This is a genomic window from Micromonospora sp. A3M-1-15 (assembly GCF_024213425.1).
In the GTDB taxonomy this organism is placed as follows: Bacteria; Actinomycetota; Actinomycetes; order Mycobacteriales; family Micromonosporaceae; genus Micromonospora; species Micromonospora chersina.
In genome coordinates this window covers 233,666-255,242 of the sequence record NZ_JANAVK010000005.1, presented here as the reverse complement: position 1 = coordinate 255,242, position 21,577 = coordinate 233,666, and the positions used below count along the sequence as shown (strand labels likewise).

At 74.7% G+C, this 21,577-nt stretch carries 15 protein-coding genes; 11 read left to right on the top strand and 4 right to left on the bottom strand.

What is annotated here, in order from left to right; translation table 11 throughout:
* The first annotated feature begins 166 nt into the window (after positions 1-166).
* The 3 genes from abc-f to NLX85_RS25105 all read left to right on the top strand — a co-directional run bounded on the left by abc-f (position 167) and on the right by NLX85_RS25105 (position 4,664).
* Complete coding sequence (gene abc-f, locus NLX85_RS25115) at positions 167-1,804, top strand: ribosomal protection-like ABC-F family protein (protein ID WP_254339089.1); 1,638 nt, start codon at positions 167-169, stop codon at positions 1,802-1,804.
* Positions 1,805-1,871: 67 nt separating this feature from the next.
* On the top strand, positions 1,872-3,020 hold the full coding sequence (locus NLX85_RS25110) for an acyl-CoA dehydrogenase family protein (RefSeq protein ID WP_254339088.1): 1,149 nt from the start codon (positions 1,872-1,874) through the stop codon (positions 3,018-3,020).
* Positions 3,021-3,122: 102 nt separating this feature from the next.
* Positions 3,123-4,664 (top strand): long-chain fatty acid--CoA ligase, encoded by a 1,542-nt coding sequence (locus tag NLX85_RS25105; protein ID WP_254339087.1) that lies wholly within the window; start codon positions 3,123-3,125, stop codon positions 4,662-4,664.
* A gap of 17 nt (positions 4,665-4,681) precedes the next feature.
* Here the strand turns inward: NLX85_RS25105 and NLX85_RS25100 are convergent, their stop codons facing one another.
* Positions 4,682-8,449, bottom strand: a complete 3,768-nt coding sequence (locus NLX85_RS25100) for a CHAT domain-containing protein (protein WP_254339086.1) — start codon at positions 8,447-8,449, stop codon at positions 4,682-4,684.
* Positions 8,450-8,617: 168 nt separating this feature from the next.
* On the opposite strand from NLX85_RS25100, the gene NLX85_RS25095 reads away from it, so the two are divergent.
* On the top strand, positions 8,618-8,998 hold the full coding sequence (locus tag NLX85_RS25095; RefSeq protein ID WP_254339085.1) for a hypothetical protein: 381 nt from the start codon (positions 8,618-8,620) through the stop codon (positions 8,996-8,998).
* Positions 8,995-9,942 carry a hypothetical protein gene (locus NLX85_RS25090; protein ID WP_254339084.1) on the top strand — a complete coding sequence of 316 codons (948 nt, stop codon included), beginning with the start codon at positions 8,995-8,997 and terminating at the stop codon, positions 9,940-9,942. The genes NLX85_RS25095 and NLX85_RS25090 overlap by 4 nt, the downstream gene beginning before the upstream one ends.
* A gap of 4 nt (positions 9,943-9,946) precedes the next feature.
* Here NLX85_RS25090 and NLX85_RS33535 read toward each other — a convergent pair whose 3' ends face one another.
* A complete protein-coding gene (locus NLX85_RS33535) occupies positions 9,947-10,972 on the bottom strand; it encodes a tetratricopeptide repeat protein (protein ID WP_254339082.1) in 1,026 nt (341 codons plus the stop codon).
* 525 nt (positions 10,973-11,497) lie between these two features.
* Between NLX85_RS33535 and NLX85_RS25080 the strand changes: the two genes are divergently transcribed.
* The 5 genes from NLX85_RS25080 (at position 11,498) to NLX85_RS25060 (ending at position 18,424) form a co-directional block, all read left to right on the top strand.
* Positions 11,498-12,970, top strand: coding sequence for a glycosyltransferase family 39 protein (locus NLX85_RS25080; protein WP_254339080.1), 1,473 nt, complete (start codon positions 11,498-11,500; stop codon positions 12,968-12,970).
* Between the two features lie 70 nt (positions 12,971-13,040).
* Complete coding sequence (locus NLX85_RS25075; protein WP_254339078.1) at positions 13,041-14,951, top strand: glycosyltransferase family 2 protein; 1,911 nt, start codon at positions 13,041-13,043, stop codon at positions 14,949-14,951.
* The gene (locus NLX85_RS25070; protein ID WP_254339076.1) at positions 14,948-16,060 is read left to right on the top strand and encodes a glycoside hydrolase family 26 protein; all 1,113 of its coding nucleotides are present in this window, start codon (positions 14,948-14,950) and stop codon (positions 16,058-16,060) included. The genes NLX85_RS25075 and NLX85_RS25070 overlap by 4 nt, the downstream gene beginning before the upstream one ends.
* The gene (locus NLX85_RS25065; RefSeq protein ID WP_254339074.1) at positions 16,060-17,172 is read left to right on the top strand and encodes a glycoside hydrolase family 26 protein; all 1,113 of its coding nucleotides are present in this window, start codon (positions 16,060-16,062) and stop codon (positions 17,170-17,172) included. The genes NLX85_RS25070 and NLX85_RS25065 overlap by 1 nt, the downstream gene beginning before the upstream one ends.
* 100 nt (positions 17,173-17,272) lie before the next feature.
* On the top strand, positions 17,273-18,424 hold the full coding sequence (locus NLX85_RS25060; protein WP_254339072.1) for a glycosyl hydrolase: 1,152 nt from the start codon (positions 17,273-17,275) through the stop codon (positions 18,422-18,424).
* Between the two features lies 1 nt (position 18,425).
* On the opposite strand, the gene NLX85_RS25055 is transcribed toward NLX85_RS25060, so the two are convergent.
* Both NLX85_RS25055 and NLX85_RS25050 read right to left on the bottom strand, forming a co-directional pair.
* Positions 18,426-19,064: a hypothetical protein gene (locus NLX85_RS25055; RefSeq protein WP_254339070.1), complete on the bottom strand. Its 639-nt coding sequence runs from the start codon at positions 19,062-19,064 to the stop codon at positions 18,426-18,428.
* A gap of 133 nt (positions 19,065-19,197) precedes the next feature.
* A complete protein-coding gene (locus NLX85_RS25050) occupies positions 19,198-20,505 on the bottom strand; it encodes an aminotransferase class V-fold PLP-dependent enzyme (protein WP_254339068.1) in 1,308 nt (435 codons plus the stop codon).
* 137 nt (positions 20,506-20,642) lie between these two features.
* On the opposite strand from NLX85_RS25050, the gene NLX85_RS25045 reads away from it, so the two are divergent.
* On the top strand, positions 20,643-21,542 hold the full coding sequence (locus NLX85_RS25045) for an alpha/beta hydrolase (protein ID WP_254339066.1): 900 nt from the start codon (positions 20,643-20,645) through the stop codon (positions 21,540-21,542).
* Positions 21,543-21,577 lie beyond the last annotated feature (35 nt).

Below are 21,577 nucleotides of genomic sequence, written 5' to 3'. Positions count from 1 at the left end.
CTAGGCTGGCAGGTGCGCGCGTCGGGAGACGGTGCGCCGACTCGAAGGAGACCGACATGACGGGCGACGACGACATCTCCGGGTGATTCCCGGCCACCTCGTCGCATCCCTGTCCCGTCATCCCGGGCGGCCGTGCCCTGCCCGGCTCCACCGTGAGGTCTCTTCCATGTCCGACGCCTGCGTCGTCTGCACCAACCTCTCCTTCTCCTGGCCCGACGACACCCCGGTCTTCCAGGACCTGTCCTTCACCGTGCCGCCCGGCCGCACCGGCCTGGTCGCGCCCAACGGCGCCGGCAAGACCACCCTGTTGCGGCTGATCGCCGGCGACCTCACCCCCACCGGCGGCGCCGTGACGGTGGACGGCGTGCTCGGCTACCTGCCGCAGAACCTGCCCCTCGCGGGCGACCTGACCGTGGCTCAGGTGCTGGGTGTCGACGCGGTGCTCCGGGCGCTGCACGCCATCGAGGCCGGCGACGCCCGCGAGGAGCACTTCGCCACCGTCGGTGACGACTGGGACGTGGAGGAGCGCAGCCGGGCCGAACTCGACCGCCTGGGTCTGGCGGACGTCGCGCTCGACCGGCGGCTGGCCACGCTCAGCGGCGGGCAGGTGGTCTCTCTCGGCCTCGCCGCGCAACTGCTCCGCCGACCCGACGTGCTGCTGCTCGACGAGCCGACGAACAACCTGGACCTCGACGCGCGGCACCGCCTCTACGGGGTGCTCCAGGAGTGGTCCGGCTGCCTGCTGCTGGTCAGCCACGACCGTGCCCTGCTGGACCGGATGGACCGCATCGCCGAACTCGACCGCGGGGAGGTGCGACTGTTCGGCGGCAACTTCACCGCGTACGAGGAGGCTTCCCGGGCGGCCCGGGAGGCGGCCGAGCGCACCGTGCGGGGCGCCGAGCAGGAGGTGAAGCGGGAGAAGCGCGAGATGCAGCAGGCCCGGGAGCGGGCCGAACGGCGGGCCGGAAACGCCGCCCGCAACCTCGACAGCGCCGGCCTGGCCCGGATCGTCGCCGGGGGACTCAAGCGCAGCGCCCAGGAGTCGGCCGGCCGGTCCCGGCAGTTGCACGCCAACCGGGTGAGTGAGGCCCAGTCCCGGCTCGACGAGGCCAGCAGGGCGCTGCGCGAGGACCAGACGCTGACCCTGGACCTGCCGGAGACCACCGTCCCGGCCGGCCGGACGGTCGTGGCGGGGGAGCGGATGCAGGTCCACCACGACGGCCGGGCCGTCTTCGCCGGGGCGGGGGTGGACCTGAGCATCCGGGGACCGGAGCGGATCGCCCTGACCGGCCCCAACGGCGCCGGCAAGTCCACCCTGCTCCGGCTGCTGCGCGGCGACCTCGACCCGGAGGGCGGGGAGGTGCGCCGGGGCGACGGCCGGGTCGCGTACCTGTCGCAGCGGCTGGACCTGCTCGATCCGGACCGGACGGTGGCGGAGAACTTCGCCGCGTTCGCCCCGGACCGGCCGCCGGCGGAGCGGATGAACCTCCTCGCCCGGTTCCTCTTCCGCGGCGCGCGCGCCCACCTGCCGGTCGGCGTGCTGTCCGGCGGGGAACGGCTGCGGGCCACCCTCGCCTGTGTCCTGTACGCCCAGCCGGCCCCCCACCTGCTGCTGCTGGACGAGCCGACGAACAACCTCGACCTGGTCAGCGCGGGCCAGCTGGAGAACGCCCTCGGCGCGTACCGGGGAGCGTTCGTGGTGGTGAGCCACGACGAGCGGTTCCTCGCCGAGATCGGCGTGCGGCGGTGGCTCCGCCTCGACGGTGGCCGGCTCCGCGAGGTGCCCGCGCCCGACCCGGCCTGAGCCTCGTCGCGGCTCGGCGGGAGCGGGGTCTGGACGGACTTAAACTTGCACCGCTAGTTTAAGCCGCATGGACCTTCAGCTCTCCGCCGAGCAGGTGGCGGCCCGGCGGCTCGCCGCCGAGTTCGTCGACCGGGAGGTGGCGCCGCACGCGGCGGCCTGGGACCGGCGGGAGGCGGTCGACCCCGACATCGTCGGGAAGCTCGGGCGGCTCGGCTTCCTCGGCCTCACCGTCGCCGAGGAGGACGGCGGGTCCGGCGGCGACCACCTCACCTACTGCCTGGTCCTGGAGGAGCTGGGCCGGGGCGACTCCGCCGTCCGCGGCATCGTCTCGGTGTCGCTCGGGCTGGTGGCCAAGTCCGTCGCCGCGCACGGCTCGGCCGCGCAGAAGGAGGAGTGGCTGCCCCGGCTCTGCTGCGGCGCCGCGCTGGGCTGCTTCGCCCTCACCGAACCGGACAGCGGCTCGGACGCGGCCGCGCTGCGCACCCGGGCGATCCGCGACGGTGGCGACTGGCTGATCACCGGCACGAAGACGTTCATCACCAACGGCACCACCGCCGACGTGGCCCTGGTGTTCGCCCGCACCGGCGGCCCGGGGCACCGGGGCATCACGGCGTTCCTGGTGCCCACCGGGGCCGCCGGGCTCACCCGGCGGGAGATCCACGGCAAGCTCGGCCTGCGCGGGCAGGCCACCGGGGAACTGCGGTTCGACGGCGTCCGGGTCCCCGACTCGGCGCGCCTCGGCCCGGAGGGCGGCGGCTTCCGGCTGGCCCTGGCCACCCTGGCCAAGGGCCGCATGTCGGTGGCGGCCGGCTGCGTCGGCATCGCGCAGGGCTGCCTGGACGCCGCGGTCGGCTACGCCGGGCAGCGCGTCCAGTTCGGCAAGCCCATCGCCGGGCACCAGCTCGTGCAGCAGTTGATCGCCGGCATCGCCGTCGACACCGCCGCCGCCCGGCTGCTGGTGTGGCGGGTGGCCGACCTCGTCGACCGCGGCGAGCCGTTCGCCACCGAGGCCTCGATGGCCAAGCTCTTCGCCAGCGAGGCCGCCGTCCGCGCGGCCGACAACGCCGTCCAGGTCTTCGGCGGGTACGGCTACATCGACGAGTTCCCGGTCGGCAAGTACCTGCGCGACGCCCGCGTCGCGACCCTCTACGAGGGCACCAGCCAGATCCAGCAACTGCTCATCGGACGCGCGCTCACCGGCGTCAACGCCTTCTGATCCGCCACCACACCGACCCGGGAGGGCATCCGGCATGAGGAGCTACGCCTGCATCGAGGAGTCGACCGCGACGGGCGGCCGGCCGTTCCGGAGCGCGGCCCGATGACCGCGCTGTCGCTGGCCATGGTGCTGGCCGAGGCCGCCCGGCGGCACCCGGACACGGTGGCCGTGGTCGACGGCGACACCCGGGTCACGTACGCCGAGCTGTGGCGGCAGGCCCGCGGCCACGCCGCCGGGCTGCGGGAGCTGGGCGTCGCCCCGGGCGATCCGGTGGCCCTGCTGGCCCCCAACGTGGTCGACTTCCCCCGGGTCTACTACGGCGCCCTCGCCGCGGGCGCGGTGCTGGTGCCCGTGCACCTGCTGCTGACCGTCGACGAGGCGGTGCACGTGCTCCGCGACAGCGGCGCGAAGCTGCTGGTCTGCCACGGCTCGCAGCTCGCCCTGGGGGCCGCCGCCGCCGAGGCGGCGGGCGTGCCGCTGGTCACCGTCGGCCCGGCCGGCGCGGGTGTGTCCCGTCTGGAGGAGGTGAGCGCGCCGCTGCCGGAGCTGCCGTCGTACGTCACCCGCCAGGCGGAGGACACCGCTGTCGTGCTTTACACCAGCGGCACCACCGGCGTGCCCAAGGGTGCCCTGCTCACCCACCTCAACCTGGTCATGAACGCCACCGTCAACGTCTTCGACGCCAACGACGCGCGGTCCACCGACGTGGTGCTCGGCTGCCTGCCGCTGTTCCACAGCTTCGGCCAGACCGTGGCCATGAACGGCACCTTCCGCGTCGGCGGGACCCTGGTGCTGCTGAGCCGGTTCACCGGGCCGGCCGCCATCGACCTCATGGTGAGCGAGGGGGTGAACGTCTTCCACGGCGTGCCGACCATGTACGTGGCGCTGCTCGACGCGGCCCGGGACCGCGACACCCTGCCCCGGTTGCGCCTCTGCGTCTCCGGCGGCGCGTCGCTGCCGGTCGCCGTGCTGGAACGGTTCCACGCCGCCTTCGACACCACGATCTTCGAGGGCTACGGGCTCTCCGAGACCTCGCCCACGGCGACGACCAACCAGCCGCACTTCGGCACCCGGCCCGGGACCATCGGGCACCCGGTCTGGGGCGTGGAGGTGGAGATCGCCCGCGCCGACCTGGACGACCGGATCGAGCTGCTGCCGACCGGCGAGCTCGGCGAGATCGTCATCCGGGGCCACAACGTCTTCGCCGGCTACCTGGGGCGGCCCGAGGCGACCGCGGAGGCGGTGGTCGACGGCTGGTTCCGCAGCGGGGACCTGGGGCGCAAGGAGGCCGACGGCTTCATCACCATCGTGGACCGCAAGAAGGACATGATCATCCGGGGTGGCTTCAACGTCTACCCGCGCGAGGTCGAGGAGGTCCTGGCCCGGCACCCGGCGGTCGGCCAGGTGGCGGTGGTCGGCGTGCCCGACCCCCGGCACGGCGAGGAGGTCTGCGCGGTCGTCGTGCCCGACCCGGCCGGCCCCGGCCTGCCCGGCGAGCAGGAGCTGATCGACTGGTCCCGCGAGCACCTGGGCCGCCACAAGTACCCGCGCCAGGTCCGGTACGTCGACGCGCTGCCGATCGGGCCGAGCCACAAGGTGCTCAAGCGGGAACTGCGCCGCACGCTGGCGCCGCCGGTGGACTGACGGCGACGGCCGGGCGCTCACAGCGACCGGTTCAGTCCGACGTGGAGGTACCCGGCCCACCGGGTCGGCGTCGCCGGGAACTCGTCGCGGACGGCCCGTACCGTCTCGGCGAGCACCCGGGCCGCCGCGGCGGTGTCCGGCGGGCGGGTGCCGTCGTCCGTCAGCCCGGCGTAGAACGACGCGGCGATCCGCGCGCTGTCCGGGGTGCGCCACGTCGTGCCGATCACCCCCCGGAAACCGGCGAGCTGGAACGCCGCGGCCAGGTGCAGCGGCTCGTCGGTGAACCCGGGGTGCGTCTCGGCGGAGCCGCACGCGGACAGGAAGGCCAGTTCGGCCCGCTCCAGCTGGTAGGAGCCCACCCGGTGCGGGCTGAGCGTGCCCCCGGCGCCGAGACGCAGCCCGCTGGTCAGCATGGCGGCGACGCCGGCGTCCGCCTCGCCGTGGCAGGCGAAGTGCGCGATCGGGTGCTCCCGCAGCGCGTCCTCCACCGCGTCGGCCGCCACCTCGGTGCCGGTCAGCACCGTCGAGCCGGGCATCAGCGCGGCCACCTGCTCGACCTCGGCGCGTACCTGGGACAGCGCCGGCAGGTCCCGCGCGGTCGGCACGCCGACGACGGCGGCCGTGGCGGCGGCCGGCCGCGGCGGCCGGTCCGCCGCCGCGTGGGCCAGGGACGTGAGGGTCGGCGTCCAGGACGACACCGCACGATCGAGGACGGTACGCCGGCCGCCCGGCTCGCGGTGGTGACCGGCCGCGTGCAGCGGGAGCCGCGCCAGCGCGCCGACCGGGCACCACCAGATCCGCGGCGGCGGGTCGTCCACGGGGGCCAGCAGGTCGAGCACCGGCCCGGCGACGGCGCCCCACAACCAGGCCAGGATGCGGTGCAACTCCTCCTGGGCGGCGGCGCGCCGGTCGAACGGCACCGCCGGGTCGGTCGCCTCGGCCACCGCCGCGTACCAGCGGGCGACGCTCCGCCGGACGGTGACCGCGCGCAGGTCGGGCAGGCGCACCGGCCGCACGGGCCGCTCCGGGTCCGCCGGGACGAGCAGGGCGTCACCCCGGTCGCCGTGCGTGGTCACGACGACGACCGGCATCCCGGCCAGCCGCTGCCGCAGCAGCGGCATCGACGGCGGCCGCAGGAACTGGCCGAACCCCGGCAGCCGGCGGATCCGCTCGACCACCCGGTCCCGCTCGGCGGCGAGCTGCCGGGTCCTTGCCAGCCAGACCGGTCGGGGATCCCAGTCCCGGGTGGAGCTGGCCACCACCTCGCCGGACGCCGTCCGGCGTTCCACCTCGACGGTGAACTTCCGGACCTGCGTGTAGGCGTCCGCCTCGGCCAGCTCCCGGTCGATCCGGTCGAGTTCCGCGGCGAGCCGGGCGTCGACCGCGCGCAGCTCCACCCGGCCACCGCGGATCCCCAGGGCCTCGTGGAACAGCAGACCCCGGCCGCGTTCCAGGAGTTCGACGGCGCCGTCGGCGTCGTCCGCCGCGATCGCCGCGGCGGCGGCCTCGGCGGCCACCCCGCCCAGCGCGGCGACCGTGCCGAGCCGGCGGCGACCGGACGACGACCGGTCGACCGAGTCCGGCAGGTGCCGCACGGCACGCTCCAGCGCGGCCAGTCGGGCGGCCGGGTCGCCGGCCTCCCGCGCCAGCTCGGCCTGCCGGCGTTCGGCGTCGATCCGGGTCGCCGGGTCCACGCCGGACGACGCGGCGAGGGCGGCGTACGTCGAGATGGCCTCGCGCCGCGCCCGCTCGGCGTCCGGACCGCCCGACCGGCCCAGCTCGGCCGCGGCCCGGGCGAGCAGCCGGGCCCGCACCGGCCACCAGTGGTGCCCGGTCGGGGTCTGCGCCACCGCCTCCCGGGCCAGCCGCACGGCGTCGGCCAGCACGTCGAGGTCCCCGCCGAGCCGGTACCGCTGGTACCGGGTGTCGGCGATCGAGCTGCCGATCCGGGGCTGGTCCGGGTGCTCCGGCGGAAGCAGGGCGAGCGCGTCGCGGAACGTGCGTTCGGCCGCCGCCAGGCCGGCCTCGTCGCCCTGGCGTACCGCCAGCAGGGACCGGCTGCTCGCCTGGTTGTACAGGAAGCCGACCCGGCGGGGGTCGTCACCGGGCAGCGCCTCGGCGGCGCGGCGGCTGGTCTCCACGGCCTCCGTGAGCAGCGCGTCGTCGGGCGCCATCGCCGCCCGGCGGGACAGCATGCCGGCGAGCCGCATCAGCCGCAGCGGGTACGACTCGTGCTCCACGGGGGTGTGCGCCAACGCCTCCCGCTGGTAGCGCAGCGCCTCGTCCACCAGCTCCGGGTCGTCGGCCAGCCAGCCGGCGTCGGCCAGGGTGCCAGCGAGGATCGCGAGCTGCTCCGGGCGCGTGTCCGGCTGCCCGTCGGCCAGGTCCAGCGCCGCACGCGCGGCGGAGAGGGCGACCTCGACCAGGTCCTGGGCCTTGCCGTGCACCCCCGCCTGGGCGGCCGCGCCCGCCAGCAGGTTGAGCGCCTGCCGCCGCAGTGGATGCCCCGGCCCGGCGGCGTCCAGGGCGAGCTGCGCCCAGGTCGCCGCCCGCGCCGCGCCGGACAGGTCGCCGCCGTGTTCCCAGCGGGCCAGCTCCGCCTCGCCCAGCAGGAGCAGGGCCTGCGGCCGCCGCGGGTGGAAGCCGGGCACCGCGGCGACCAGCACGACCGCCGACTCGTACCGCTCGGCCAGCGCCGGCGGCGTGGCGTCCACCGCGCCCCGTCCGGCCAGTTCCTCGGCCTGCCACAGCAGGTCGTCGAGCACCGCCTGCTGGTCGGCCGCGGTGACGATGGTGCCGGCCAGGTCGGGACCGACCTCGCGGGCCAGCAGGTTGGCGACGGTGTTCAGCCGCTGGAGGGCCGGCGCCGCCCCCGGCTGGTCCGGCGCGGTGGTGTGGACCGCGTCGCGCCAGGCCGCGGTCGCCTCGAGCAGAAGCTCCACCGACGCCTGTTCCGGTATCTCGTGCAGCCGGCACAGCGCCGCACCGAGCCGGGCCACCACCCGTGGATCGACGGGGTGGCGCGCCCAGCCGAGCTGCGCCGCCCGGCGGTACTCGCCGACGGCCAGTTCCAGGGCCCGCGGGCCGGCGCCCCGGTCGAAGTAGAGTTCGAACAGGCTGCCGCGGCGGACCAGCCGGTGCGGCCGGTGCGGGTCCCGCGCCGAGGTGGCGCCCAGGGCCTGGGTCGCGGCCTCCAGGGCCTCGTCGTAGGTCCCGCCGTCACCGCCCTCCTCGGCCAGCGTCGCCAGCGCCTCGGACAGGTCGGTCAGCAGCGCGGCGCGGAGCAGGGCGACCGCCTCGCCGCTCTCACGGGCCAGGTGCGGCAGCCACTCGCGGTACAGCGTGACGAGCATCCGCAGGGCCTTCCCGGAACCGGCCCGGTGCCGCTGCCGCAGCCCCTCGACCCGGTCCGCCTGCTGCTGGCTGAGCAGGACGTCGGACAGGCGCGGCGCCGCGGGCCGGTCGCCCGCCCGGTACTCGTCGCGGATCGGCTCGGGCACCCCGTCCGGGTCGTCGCGGCACCCCTGGCGGAACAACGCGACGGCCTCCCGGCGCTCCCGCAGGCCGTCCACCCCGGGCAGGTCGAGGTAGCGGTACCAGTGGAGCCGGGCCAGCGCCCGCGCGGCCGTCCGGCCGGCGCCGCGGTCACCGGCCTCGACGGCGAGCAGGTGCGCGTCGGACGACAGCTCCGGTCCGGTGAGGACGGACGGGTCACCGGTGCGCTCGTACTCGGCGGTCACCGCCGCGACCCGCCGTACGGCGGCGCTGGTGGTCCGTCTCGACATCGCCTACTCGATTCCGGTGCGCCGGCGTCGGCCCACGATCTCCGGTGCCCATCCTGCCCGCCCCGGCCGGTGTGCGGAAGCCGGCCGACACCCACCCTGAGGGACGGTGGCGGCTTGCCCGGGTCACTACTGTGGCAGCGGAAGCCGACCGGTGCCGGAGGAGCAGCCTTGGAACTCGTCGCGGAGCGCGTCGGACGGCTGTGCCGTCAGGCGGCCGGGCAGCAACTGCGCGAGCATGCCGAGCGCTACGGCGTCGCCGAAGTGCTCGACCGGATCGCCGACGCCGTCGGCCGGGGTCGCCTGGACCAGCGCCTGGCGGAGGACCTCGACCGGCTCGACGACGCCTTCGCCCGCCACGGCATCGACGGGCTGACCCTCGGCGTACGCGCGTTCGAGCCGTGGCTCGGCGGGGGCGGGCATCCGACGCTGGTCGCCTGGAGCTGCCCGAGCCCGCAGCCGTGTCCCCGGGCGGTCCCCGCGGACGACGGTGACCGGCCGGTGTGCGGCCTGACCGGTGCGCCGTTCGGGCAGCGCCGGATCACGTTGTGAACGCCTTCCTCGCCGAGCTGGGCAAGCAGCTGGTGACCCGCTGGACGACCGCGCTGCTGCTGCCGGGGGCGATGTTCGCCGCCGCGGTGGTGCTGGCCTCCGTCCTGGGCCAGCGGCACGCCGTGGACCAGCGGGCCGTGGCGGCCTGGTGGGACGGGCTGGCCGCCGGGCGGGCCGGTGGATCGGGAGCGCGCCTGCTGATCGACGCGGTGACGTTCCTGCTCGGCGCGGCGGCGGCCGGGCTCGTCGCGCAGTCGGTGGGCGTGCTCGTCGCCTGGACGTGGAGCCTGACCGGGGCCGGACCGGTGCTGCGCCGGCTCGTCGCCAGGCGTCGCCAGCGGTGGGAGCGGGCGGATGGGGCCGTGCTGGCCGCGGAACGCGCGCTGCTCGCGGACACCGGCGACACCGCGCTTCGCGACCGGGCGCGCCGGGCCATCGGCCGCCGGGCGGCGATCTGCCTCGTGGAGCCGGCGCGCCCCACCTGGGTCGGCGACCGGCTGCACGCGACGGACGTCCGGGTGCACCGCGGCTACGGCATCGACCTGGCGAGCGGGTGGCCGCGCCTGTGGCTGCTCCTCCCGGACGAGGCGCGGAGCGAACTGGCGGCGGCACAGGACCGGTGCGGGGCGGCGGCCCGGCTGGTCGGCTGGGGCCTGCTGTATGCCGTCCTCGGGGCGTTCTGGTGGCCGGCCCTGGTCGTCGGCCTGGTGGCGCTGCTCACCGCACGCTACCGCGCCCGCCTGGCCGTCGCGGTCTACGCCGACCTGGCCGAGGCCGCCGTCGACCTGTACGGCCGGGACCTGGCGGTCAGGCTCGGACTGCCCTGTCCGGACCGGCTCACCCGTGAAATCGGCGAGCAGGTTACGGCGATCGTCCGCAAGGACGACGTGGTCCCGCGCGCCCGCCGGGCCGGCTCCGCCGACCGCTCGTCACCCCGCCCGTGACCGGTCACGGCCGCCAGGACGGGTTGTGCAGGATGGCCAGGTTCTGCCGGGCGGTGACCGCCAGGGTGTCGTCGTGGGCGCCGTCCGCCAGCGCGTCGAGGACCCCCCAGTAGCTCTCGATCGCCCGCCGCCGGTAGCCGGCCAGCGCCAGGGCGGCGGCCAGGTTGTTGCGCCGGCCGGCCGTCTGCCGACTCAGCCGCCCGTGCCTGCGCTCGCTGTGCCGGATGTTGCGTTCGTGCAGCTCAATGGCCTGCGCGTACTGGCCCGCCTGCTGGTAGCCGATCGCCAGGTTGTTCCGGATGACCAGGGTCAGCTCGCCGTCGGCGCCCTGCCGGTGCTCGGCGGCGGCCACCACCTCCCGCAGCACGTCCAGCCCGTCGTCGACCTGCCCCGCCGCCAGGTATACCTGACCGATCGCGTTGCGGACGGTCAGCGTGGCCTCGTCGAGCTGCCCGAACGCCGCCGTCGCTCCGGCGGCCAGGGGTTCGAGGAGGGCGAGGGCTTCGGCGAACCGGCCACTGTGGCGATGGTCCTCGGCAACACTGAGCCGGTACGCCAGGGTGCCCCGGTCGGGAACGGCCTCCCGGCCGACGTCGGCGGCCCGCCAGATGTCGAGGGACATCCGGGCCACCTCGACCGGGCCGCGCACCTGGCGCGGCGGCGGTGGGGGCGTGCCGGGCAGCGGCTCGGCCGGCCCCGCCTCGTCCGCCGCCCATGCGGCGAGCTGCTCCCGCAGCTCCGGCCCCGGCGCGCCGGGGACGTGCAACCGGCACACCCCGTGGTCCAGGTGCAGGTCGACGTACGCGCCGCCGTAGCGCGGGCCGTGGTGGTCGAGCGCCATGGCGAGCAGGCTCGGGGTGCGGATGTCCAGCCCGCGCAGGGTGGGCCAGGGGACGCGCAGGAACCGGCGGATCGGCCGGCGCAGATCGATGCCGGAGCGGTCGAGGACGGCCGTGAGCCCGCTCGTCTCGTTCGTGCGACGCGGGTGTCCACCGAGGAAGGTCACGTGCGGTAGCGCGAGCGATGGCACCCGGTCATCCTTCCATCCCGGGGCGGGCCCGCGCGGCCCCGGAACCGGTGGCTGCGCGGACCCGCCCGGACGGGTTCGTCAGTGGCAGGCCCCGCCCATCCCGGCGACGAAGCTGCGCAGGCCCCGGGCGGCGTCGTGGCCACCGCTCGGGCTCATCGGCCCGGACGGCCGGCGGATCGCGTTCAAGCGGGCGATCGACGCCGACCCGGCCAAGGGCTGGCGGCTGTCGGTGCTCGACCTGCCCACCATGCGGGTGCGCCCGACCGCCGAGTCCCCGTCGCCGCTGACCTGACCGCTCCGGGGGCGCCTCCCCCGTCCGGGTAGCGACCCGTCCTTTTCGTCGGATATGAGCGTTATGTCGGTCTGACTTACTAAGCTCGTCGGTGTCATCCAGTCGTCGAACCGGGACTCCCGGAGCCGGCCGCGCCGTGCGGCCGGACCCGTCGCGCCCACGCCCATCCGGCGTCGCGCCCCGGCACGGCTGGGCCTCGGTCGCCGGCACCCACAGGAATGCGTGAGTCAACGATGATGGACGCGGACACCATGATCCTGCCCCGGATCGGGCCGGGGGACATCCGGGTCGAGGACCCGTGGGGCGAGGACCGCGTGGCCGGATCCCGGGCCCGCGCGCACCGTCCACCGGCCGACACCTCCCGGTGGCGGCTCGCCGCCTGGCTGCTGCCGGCGCTGCTGGCCGGGACGCTCGGCATCGTGGGGGCCGGCACGCCCGGCCTGCGCCTGGCGGAGCTGGCCACCTGGCGGGCCGCCACCTCCCCCTGGCCGGACCGGCTGCCCGGCGGCGACGTCACGCTCGTGCCGTACCACCTGCTCATGCGCGCCTGGGCGGCGGCGTTCGGCACCTCCGACCTCGCCCTGCGCGTGCCGTCCCTGCTGGCCGTGACAGCGGCCGCGGCGCTCGTCGGCGCGCTGGCCGCCCGCATGTTCGCGCCGGGCACCGGGGTCCTGGCCGGAGTGATCTTCGCGCTGCTGCCGAGCGTCACCCGGTACGCCCAGGAGGCCCAGCCGTACGCGCCGGCCCTGTTCGCCGCGGTGCTCGCCACCTGGTTCCTGCTGCCCGCCATGGACCGGCCGAGCCTGCGCCGCCTCGCACCGTACGCCGGCGCCGTGGTCCTGCTGGGCCTGTGCCACGCCGTGGCGCTCCTGCTGCTGGTCGGTCACGGCTGGGTCGTGCTCGCCTTCCGGCGCGGAGCGGCCGGTCGGTGGCTGGCCGCCGCGGCCCTCGGCACGCTTCCCGCCGCCGCGCTGCTCTGGTCCGGGGTACGCGCCGGCGGGCAGATCGCGCCGGCGGCCCGCCCCGACCTGTCGACCCTCGCCGCGACCCCCGGGGAGGTGTTCGGGGTCGCCGCGCTCGGTGCGGTGCTGCTGGGGCTGGCGCTGTTCAGCCTCCCACTGCGGCGCACCGCGGCGGTCTGCACCGCGTGGGCGGTGCTGCCGCCGCTCGGCCTGCTGCTCCTCGCGCAGGCGACGCCGGTCTGGTCACCGCCGAGTCTGCTGTTCACCCTGCCGGCCTGGGCGGTGCTGGCCGCGGCCGCCCTGTCCCGGGTGCGCGCCCGCTGGTGGGCGCCGGCGCTGGCGGCGCTGGCCCTGATCGCCGCGCCGGCCCAGGCGGCCATCCGTGAGTCCGACGGGCACGGGCAGGCCACCCGCGAGGTCGCCGAGATCGTCGGCGCCCGGCGGCTGCCCGGCGACGGCGTGGTCTACGGCGACGCGGACGCGCGGACCCTGATGGCCCGCTACCTGCCGGCCGACCGGCGGCCGACGGACCTGCTCGCCGCGGCGCCCGGGCACGGCTGTGCCGGTTGCCTGTCGGGCGTCCGGCGGCTCTGGGTGATCCGCCCCGGCGAACGCACGGATCCCGTGCCGCCCGTCGGCGGCGCGACGGAGCGGCTGCTGCGCAGCGGATACCAGGTGGCGCAGGTCTGGCACCCGGCCGGGTTCACGCTGGCCCTCCTCGTGGACGACCGCACCGCCCGCTGACCGATCAGTACCTGTCCGACTCCACTGCCCGCCCAGGCTCAGCCTCTGTCGGGTTCGTGGCGAGATCACCATGGGGGAAAACGTGGCCATCGCCGCCGATACACGCCCGTCCCGGGCCGGCACGCCGGGCACCGCGGGCAAACGTCCGCCGGCGCCCGCCCCGACCGGGCCTCCCGCCCGGAACGGACCGGACCGGCGGCAGCTGAACATCCGGGCCCGCCTGGCGTACGCCAGGTGCGGCGCCACCGCCGGGCCGCTGGTCGCGCCGGGGCGCCCCGGGGCGGCGGTGGAGTTCCGGCACGTCGCCTCGCCCGCGGCGCGGCTGGTGCTGACCCTGCTCGTGCTGGTCAACAGCGCGGCCGGGCTGCTGTTCGTCGGCTGGCTGCTGCTGCCGCAGCACGTGCCCGGCCCCGGCGTGGTCGGGCCCGGCGGCTGGGAGACCATCGCGGCACGGCTGGCCTTCTGCGTGGTCGTCGGCGTCGAGTTGATCCGCCTGGCGCAGAACGTGGTGGTGTGGGTGTTCGCATTCCGCGCCCGGGACCCGGTGCCGGTCGACCCGCCGGTCGGCCTGCGGGTGGCCCTGCTCACCACGATCGTGCCGAGCAAGGAGCCGCTCGACGTGGCGGAGCGGACGCTGGGCCGGCTGCGCCAGCTCGTCTACTGCGGCCAGGTGGACGTCTGGATCCTCGACGAGGGGGACGACCCGGCGGTGAAGGAGATGGCCGCGCGGCTCGGCGTCCACCATTTCAGCCGCAACGGCCGGCCGGAGTACAACCAGCCCGGCGGGGAGTTCCGGGCCCGGACCAAGTCCGGCAACCACAACGCCTGGCGGGCCGAGCACGAGAACCGGTACGACGTGGTGGCCAACGTCGACCCGGACCACGTGCCGCTGCCCAACTTCCTCGAACGCACCCTGGGCTACTTCCGCGACCCGGACGTCGCCTTCGTGGTGACCCCCCAGGTGTACGGCAACATGCACCAGAACTTCGTCGCGCACGGCGCCTCCGTGCAGCAGTACCTCTACAACGGCCTCATCGCCCGTGGCGGAAACGGGCTGGACGCGCCGCTGCTCACCGGCACCGGCCACCTCTACCGGCCGGCGGCCTGGCGGACCATCGGCGGCTACCAGGACTCGATCATCGAGGACCACCTGACCAGCATCCGGATCCACGCCGCCACCAATCCCGAGACGGGCAACAAGTGGAAGGGCGTCTACACGCCCGACGTGGTGGCCATCGGCGAAGGCCCGACCTCCTGGGCGGACTACTTCAACCAGCAGAAGCGCTGGGCGGCCGGGATCTGCGAGATCCTCGTCCGGCCCGAACTGCGCGCACCGCGCGAGCTGCCGTCCCGGCGCCGCTGGCAGTACCGCCTGCTCCAGTTCTACTACCCGAGCGTCGCGGTCAGCCTGCTCCTGGGCAACCTCGCCACCGCCATGTACCTGCTCACCGGCATCGGTTCGGCGCAGCTCGACGTCACCGTGTGGTCGGTGCTCTGGGGCTCGACCTTCGGCACCTGGTTCGTGCTGTGGCTCTGGCTCCGCCGCTTCAACATCGCCCCGCACGAACGGGAGGAGATCGGCCTGGCCGGCATGGCCCTGGCACTGTTCGCCGGGCCCGTCTACGTGGCCGCCGGGTTCACCGCGCTGCTGCGCCGCAAACTCGGGTTCGTGGTGACGGCCAAGGGGAGGCTGCGCACCATCGAGTCGTTCCGCACGTTCCGGCTGCACCTCTGCTGGGCCGGCGTCTCCGCCGGTCTGCTCGGGGCGAGCTTCGTGCTGGACAACAGCTCACCCCTGCTGCGGGTGTGGCCCGTCCTGACCCTCCTGACCGGTCTCGGTCCGCCACTGATCGCGCTCGCGTCGAACCTGCGGGCCGGCCGGCAGGACGACGAGGCGGCCGAACCCGCCCCCGCCCGCGCGGCGACCGAGGAGGTCCACCCGCCGAGGTCACGGGTCGCCGCCGAGGAGGTCCTGCGATGATCAGATTCACCTTTCCGCGGGTCGTGCTGGTGTTGGCCGGCGCGCTGCTGCTGACGTACGCCTTCGCCGTGGCGCCCACCGCCACCTCCGAGCGCCCGGGCGGGACGGTGACGGCGGAGGCGAAGGCGCCCCGACCCCGAGGACCCTTCCCGCCGGCGGGGAAGACGTTCATCGGCGTCATGACCGACAAGGGTCCCCACGACTTCACGCCGGTGGACAGGTTCACGGCGGCCGCCGGGCACCAGCCGCAGGTCATGCTCTTCAGCGAGGGGTGGGCGTCCGCCACGTTCGACCGGGCGCTCTTCGACCGGATCCGTGACCGCGGCATGATGCCGATGCTGGGCTGGGAACCCTGGGACTACCGCCTCGATGAACAGGCCCGGCAGCAGAAGCTGACCGCCCAGCAGATCGACGCGGTCCGCTCGGATCAACCCACCTACCGGCTGTCCCGCATCGCGGGCGGAGAGTTCGACACCTACGTGCGGTCCTGGGCCGAGGGGATCAAGTCGCTCGGCTACCCGGTGGCCATCCGCTTCGCCCACGAGATGAACGGCTACTGGTACCCGTGGTGCGAGCTGGTCAACGGCAACCGGCCGGGTGACTACGTGAAGGCCTGGCGCCACGTGCAGGACGTGTTCCGGGCGGCCGGTGCCACGAACGTCACCTGGGTGTGGAGCCCGAACGTCAGGTACACCGACCTGACCCCCGCGATCTCCACCTACTACCCGGGCGACGACTACGTGGACTGGGTCGGTGTCACGGGCTACTACGGCAAGTACGACTTCGCGCCGTACCTCTCCTTCGACGAGGTCTTCAAGAAGACCATCACCGAGATCCGCACCGTCAGCAGGAAGCCGATGGTCATCACCGAGACCGGCGGTTCCGACCACATCGGGCGGAAGGCGGAATGGATCACGGAGGCCTTCCAGACCCTGCCCAGGTACCCGTTCATCATCGGACTGATCTGGTTCGAGGTGAACAAGGAACTGGACTGGCGCATCGTCAGTTCCCCGGCCGTGACCACGGCCTTCGCCCGGGCCGTCGCCGCCCCTCGCTACCAGGTCACCTGGTCGCCGGACATGCTCCCGCGCACGAAGCTGGAGGACTGATGAGGGTGACCGTACCGCGGGTCCTCATGGTGCTGGTCGGCGTGCCGCTGCTGACCTACGCGGTCACCATGGCGTCGGGCACCGTGTTCGGCGACCGGGAGGACGGCCGGCACGACCGGGCCGCGGAGGCGAGGCCGGCCGCGGAACTCTTCCCGCCGGCCGGCAAGGCGTTCGTCGGCGTCATGACCGAGAAGGGCCCGCAGGACTTCGCGGCGGCGGACGCGTTCGCGGCGGCCGCGAGGCACCAGCCGCAGGTGATGATGCTCAGCTCGTGGTGGGGGTCCGACAGGTTCGACCGGACGCCGTTCGACCGGATCAGCAACCGCGGCATGCTGCCGCTGCTGGCGTGGGAGCCCTGGGACAACACGGTGGACGAGGCGGCCCGCAGGAGGGGCCTGCCGGTCCGCGAGATCGATCAGCTCCGGTCGAACCAGCCCACCTACCGGCTGTCCCGCATCGCGGGTGGGGATTTCGACAGCTACCTGCGGTCCTGGGCGGACGGGATCAGGTCACTCGGCTACCCGGTGGCCGTCCGGTTCGCGCACGAGATGAACGGTGACTGGTATCCGTGGTCCGAGGCGAGCAACGGCAACCGGCCGGGGGAGTACGTCAGGGCCTGGCGCCACGTGCACGAGGTCTTCCGGGCGGCCGGGGCCACCAACGTGACCTGGGTGTGGAGCCCGAACGCCAGATGGGACGACTCGACGCCGAAGCTCTCCGCGTTCTATCCGGGCGACGACGTCGTCGACTGGGTCGGCCTCTCGGGCTACTACGGCATCGGGTTCCATTCGGACTACCGGTCCTTCGACGAGATCTTCGGTCCCACCATCACCGAGATCCGAGAGTTCAGCGGGAAGCCGTTGGTCGTCACCGAGACCGGCGCCTCCGACGCCACGGGGCGCAAGGCCGAATGGATCACCGAGATGTTCCGCGCACTGCCGCGTCACCGGGACGTCATCGGGCTCATCTGGTTCGAGGTGGACAAGGAACTGGACTGGCGCATCGTCAGTTCGCCGGCCGTGGCGGAGGCCTTCGCCACGGCGGTCGCCGACCCCCGCTACCGGTTCGGCTGGTCGCCCGACATGCGCCCGCGCACGACGCTGGCGAACTAGTTCTCCGGACATAAAGGATCAATCGGTATAACCTGTCCAGGTTCGAGTGGGGACCGGCGGCGGCGCGGGTGGCGGTGGAGAAGGTCATGACGTGGTGAGGGTGACCCGGCCGAGGGTCTTCATGGTGGTTGTCGCCGCGCTGCTGCTGGCCTACGCCTTCGCGCTGGCGCCGGTCACCACGAGCGGGGGCGGGAAGAGCGCCGCGCCCGGCCCGCCGGGGACGGGCGAATCGGGCACGGTGGTGCCGGCCGACGCCGACGGACCGCCACTCCAGCCGGCTGCGGAGCTCTTCCCGCCGGCCGGCAAGGCGTTCTTCGGCGTGATGACCGACAAGGGGCCGTACGACTTCACGGCGGTGGACCGGTTCGCCGCCGCCGCACGGCGCGAGCCGCAGGTGATGCTCTTCGGGGTGGGCTGGGAGTCCGGCACGTTCGACCGGGTGCTCTTCGACCGGATCAAGGACCGCGGGATGCTGCCCATGCTGGGCTGGGAACCCTGGGACTACCGCGTGGACCAGGCGGCCCGGAAGCAGAAGAAGCTGACCGCACGCCAGATCGACCGGCTGCGGTCCACCCAGGCGCGCTACCGGCTGTCGCGGATCGTGGACGGCGACTTCGACGGCTATCTGCGCTCCTGGGCCGAGGGCGTGAAGTCGCTCGGCTACCCGGTCGCCATCCGGTTCGCCCACGAGATGAACGGCGACTGGTACCCGTGGTGCGAGAAGGCCAACGGCAACCGGCCCGGCGAGTACGTCCAGGCGTGGCGGCACGTGCACGACCTCTTCGAGGAGGCGGGGGCCACAAACGTCATCTGGGTGTGGAGCCCGAACGCCCGGTGGAGCAAGACGACAGGCAACCTCTCCGGCTTCTACCCGGGCGACGACTACGTCGACTGGGTGGGCACCACCGGCTACTACGGCACCGGAGCGTGGTCGAAATACTCGACCTTCGACGCCATCTTCGGCCCCACCATCGCGGAGATCCGCACCTTCAGCCGGCGGCCGCTGGTCGTCACCGAGACCGGCGCCAGCGACGGCCGCGGCCACAAGGCCCGGTGGATCCGGGAGACCTTCCGGGCGCTGCCGAAGCACCGGGACGTCATCGGGCTCATCTGGTTCGAGGTCGACAAGGAGCTGGACTGGCGGATCGCCGCCTCGCCCGCCGCCTCGACGGCCTTCGCCCAGTCGGTCGCCGACTCGCGCTACGACATCCGCTGGTCGCCCGACCTTCTCCCGCGCACGGAGCTGGAGTAGCTCATCCGTCGCACCCCGACGGGCGGCCGGAGCGCGGCAGCAGCCGCGCCGCCACCCGCCGCAGCGGGCGGCCGCCCCCGGCGAGCTTCCGCATCCGCCGCCACGCCGTACGTCCCGGCGGGCCGGCCGTCCCACCCGCGGCCTCGGCCGCCTCCTGGAGCGTCCGGGACGGCGGCTCCTGCGGGCCGAGCGCCTGCTGCGCGGTCCGGCCCTCCTGGTCGATCGTGGTGTCGACGGTCCCGACCACCGCCTCGACGATCTGCGGGTTGCGGTCGACGGTGCTCAGGGCCCGGTCGAGGATGGCGTTCAGCTCGTCGAGCCGGACCTCCAGCATCGCCTCCGTCGTCACGCCGCGGACGTCGACCCGGGCCGTGCCCAGCCGGGCCTGCACACCGACGTCGAGCTGGAGCAGGCTGCCCAGCCGGGCGCGCAGCGACACGTGCGCGTCCACGTCGTCGCCCTCGACGCAGACGTCGTCCACCCGCAGGTGGGGGATCTGGAGGACCACGTCCGGGTCGGACATCGTCGGGTGGCTGTGGTGCACGCCGGCGGGTTGCCCCCGGTCGCCCTCGGCCGCCGCGCGCCGGACCTCGGCGGCTCCCGCCCGCGGCTCGCCCGGATCCTGCGTCCCGTTGCCCACCTGACCTCCGTCGCCCCCCGCCGGCCCGTCCGGCGTGCCTTTCCCGGAAAACCCGGCGGCACACCTGCCTCTCGCGGCGGATCGGCGCCCGACCGGCCCGGCCCGCGGGACGGGTTCCGGGGTGGCGCCGGGGTCACACCAGACCGCGCACCGCCTGCACGGCGGAGTCGACGTCCGCCTCGCTGTTCGCGATGGTCGCGCCGAAGCGCAGGTAGGACGGGTTGTACGGGGTGCTGCTGGCGATCACGCCGGCGGCGTACAGCCGGCCCACCGCCTCACCCACCGGGATGTCGGGCACCTGGCAGCAGACCACCCCCGCGGAGAGCTCGGCCGAGCGCGGGGTGACCAGCCGGATGCCACGGATGCCGGCCAGGCCCTCCTTGAGCCGGTCGGCCAGGTCCCGGTTGCGGGCGGCGACCCGGTCCGGACCGATCTGCCGGTGGAACTCGAACGCGTCGGCGAGCGCCCACCGGTGCTCGAAGCTGTGGTAGCCGCCGGGCGTGTGCGCGGGGCCCGCCGGCGTGGGCTGCCCGCCCGTGCCGGCGAACAGCCAGCGGCCGATGCTGCGCCGGTCGAAGGTGGGGATGACCGGGGTCATCCGGCTCCACGCCCGGGTGCTGCCCCAGACCAGCCCGGTGCCCCGCGGCCCCAGCAGCCACTTGTGGCAGCCCGAGACCAGCACGTCGCAGCCGAGCTGCTCCGGGGTCGCGGCGTCGGCGGCGAAGCCGTGCACCCCGTCGACGCACACCAGCGCCTCGGGGCTGCGGGCGCGGACCGCCTCGGCGAGCCGCCGGACCGGCAGCTTCACCCCGGTGCTGGAGTGCACCCAGGTCAGGGCGACCACCCGGGTGCGGGCGGACACCGCCGCCGCGAGGTTGCCGACCATCTCGTCGACGCTGGTCACCGCCGGGTCGCGGTAGAGGCGTACCCGGCGGACGGTCACCCCGTCCCGCTCGGCGCGCAGCCGCAGCGACTCGTGGGTGGCGTAGAAGTCGTGCTCGGTGGTGAGCACCTCCTCGCCGGGCCGCAGCCGGACCGCCGTGTAGACCAGCCCGAGACCCATGGTGGTCGAGTCGGTCAGCGCGATCTGGTCGGGGCGGGTGTCGAGGTGGCGGGCCGCCGCCCCGAGCACCGCGCCGTCGAGGCGTTCCTCGTTGGCGCCCAGGTAGCCCATCGCGTCGCGGTCGAGCCCGTCCCGGTGCGCCGCGACGGCGGCGCGCACCGGGGCGGGGTGGGGCGCGAAGACGAAGGTGGCCAGGTGCGCTCGGCTGCGGTCGAGCGCGAACTGGGCCCGCACGCTGTCCCAGTCCGCCGGGTCCAGGGTCGGCGTGGCGCTCGCCGCCGCCCCGGACTCCCGCCGCTCCGGCTCGCAGCCGGTGGCCAGGCCGGTCACGCCGGCCGCCGCGGTCACGCCGAGCAGGTTCCGTCGGGTGAGCTGCATCCGCCCATCGTCCACTGTCCACGTCACGGTCAGGTCACCACGCCGACGACCGGTGATTTCGCCGATGCGGCCGCCCGGCGGCAGCTCCAATACTGACGCGTGTCGATGGATCTCCGACCCGACAAGGAGCAACCGACGTGCGATCAGCCACCACCACCCGTCCCCGTACCCCCGTCAAGGCCCTGGCGCGACTCGCCGTGGCGGCCGTCCTGGCCGTCGGCGGCGCCGTGGCCGTCCCGGCCGGCGCGCAGGCCGCCGACAACCCCTACGAGCGCGGCCCCGCGCCCACCAGCGCCATCCTGGAGGCCAGCCGCGGCCCCTTCGCCACCTCGTCCTACAGCGTCTCCTCGCTGAGCGTCACCGGCTTCGGCGGCGGGGTCGTCTACTACCCGACCAGCACCAGCGAGGGCACCTTCGGCGCCGTCGCCATCTCGCCCGGCTACACGGCCACCTGGTCGAGCCTCAGCTGGCTCGGGCCGCGGATCGCCTCGCACGGCTTCGTGGTCATCGGCATCGAGACCAACACGCTGCTCGACCAGCCCGACAGCCGCGGGCGCCAACTCCTGGCCGCGCTGGACTACCTGACCCAGCGCAGCACCGTGCGCGGCCGGATCGACGCCAGCCGGCTCGCCGTGGCCGGGCACTCGATGGGCGGGGGCGGCACCCTGGAGGCCGCCGCCGCCCGGCCCTCGCTGCAGGCCGCCGTCCCGCTAGCACCGTGGAACCTGGACAAGACCTGGGGCGGGGTGACGGTGCCGACGCTCATCGTCGGTGGCGAGAGCGACACCATCGCCCCGGTCGCCACTCACTCGGAGCCGTTCTACAACAGCATCCCGGCCTCGTCCGAGAAGGCCTACCTGGAGTTGAACGGCGCGAGCCACTTCTTCCCGCAGTCGGTGAACACGCCGATGGCCAAGCAGATGGTGGCCTGGCTGAAGCGCTTCGTCGACAACGACACCCGGTACGAGCAGTTCCTCTGCCCGGGCCCGAGCGGGCTCGCCATCGAGGAGTACCGCAACACCTGCCCCAGCTCCTGAGCCGCGAACCCGGGGCGGCCGCCACGGCGGCCGCC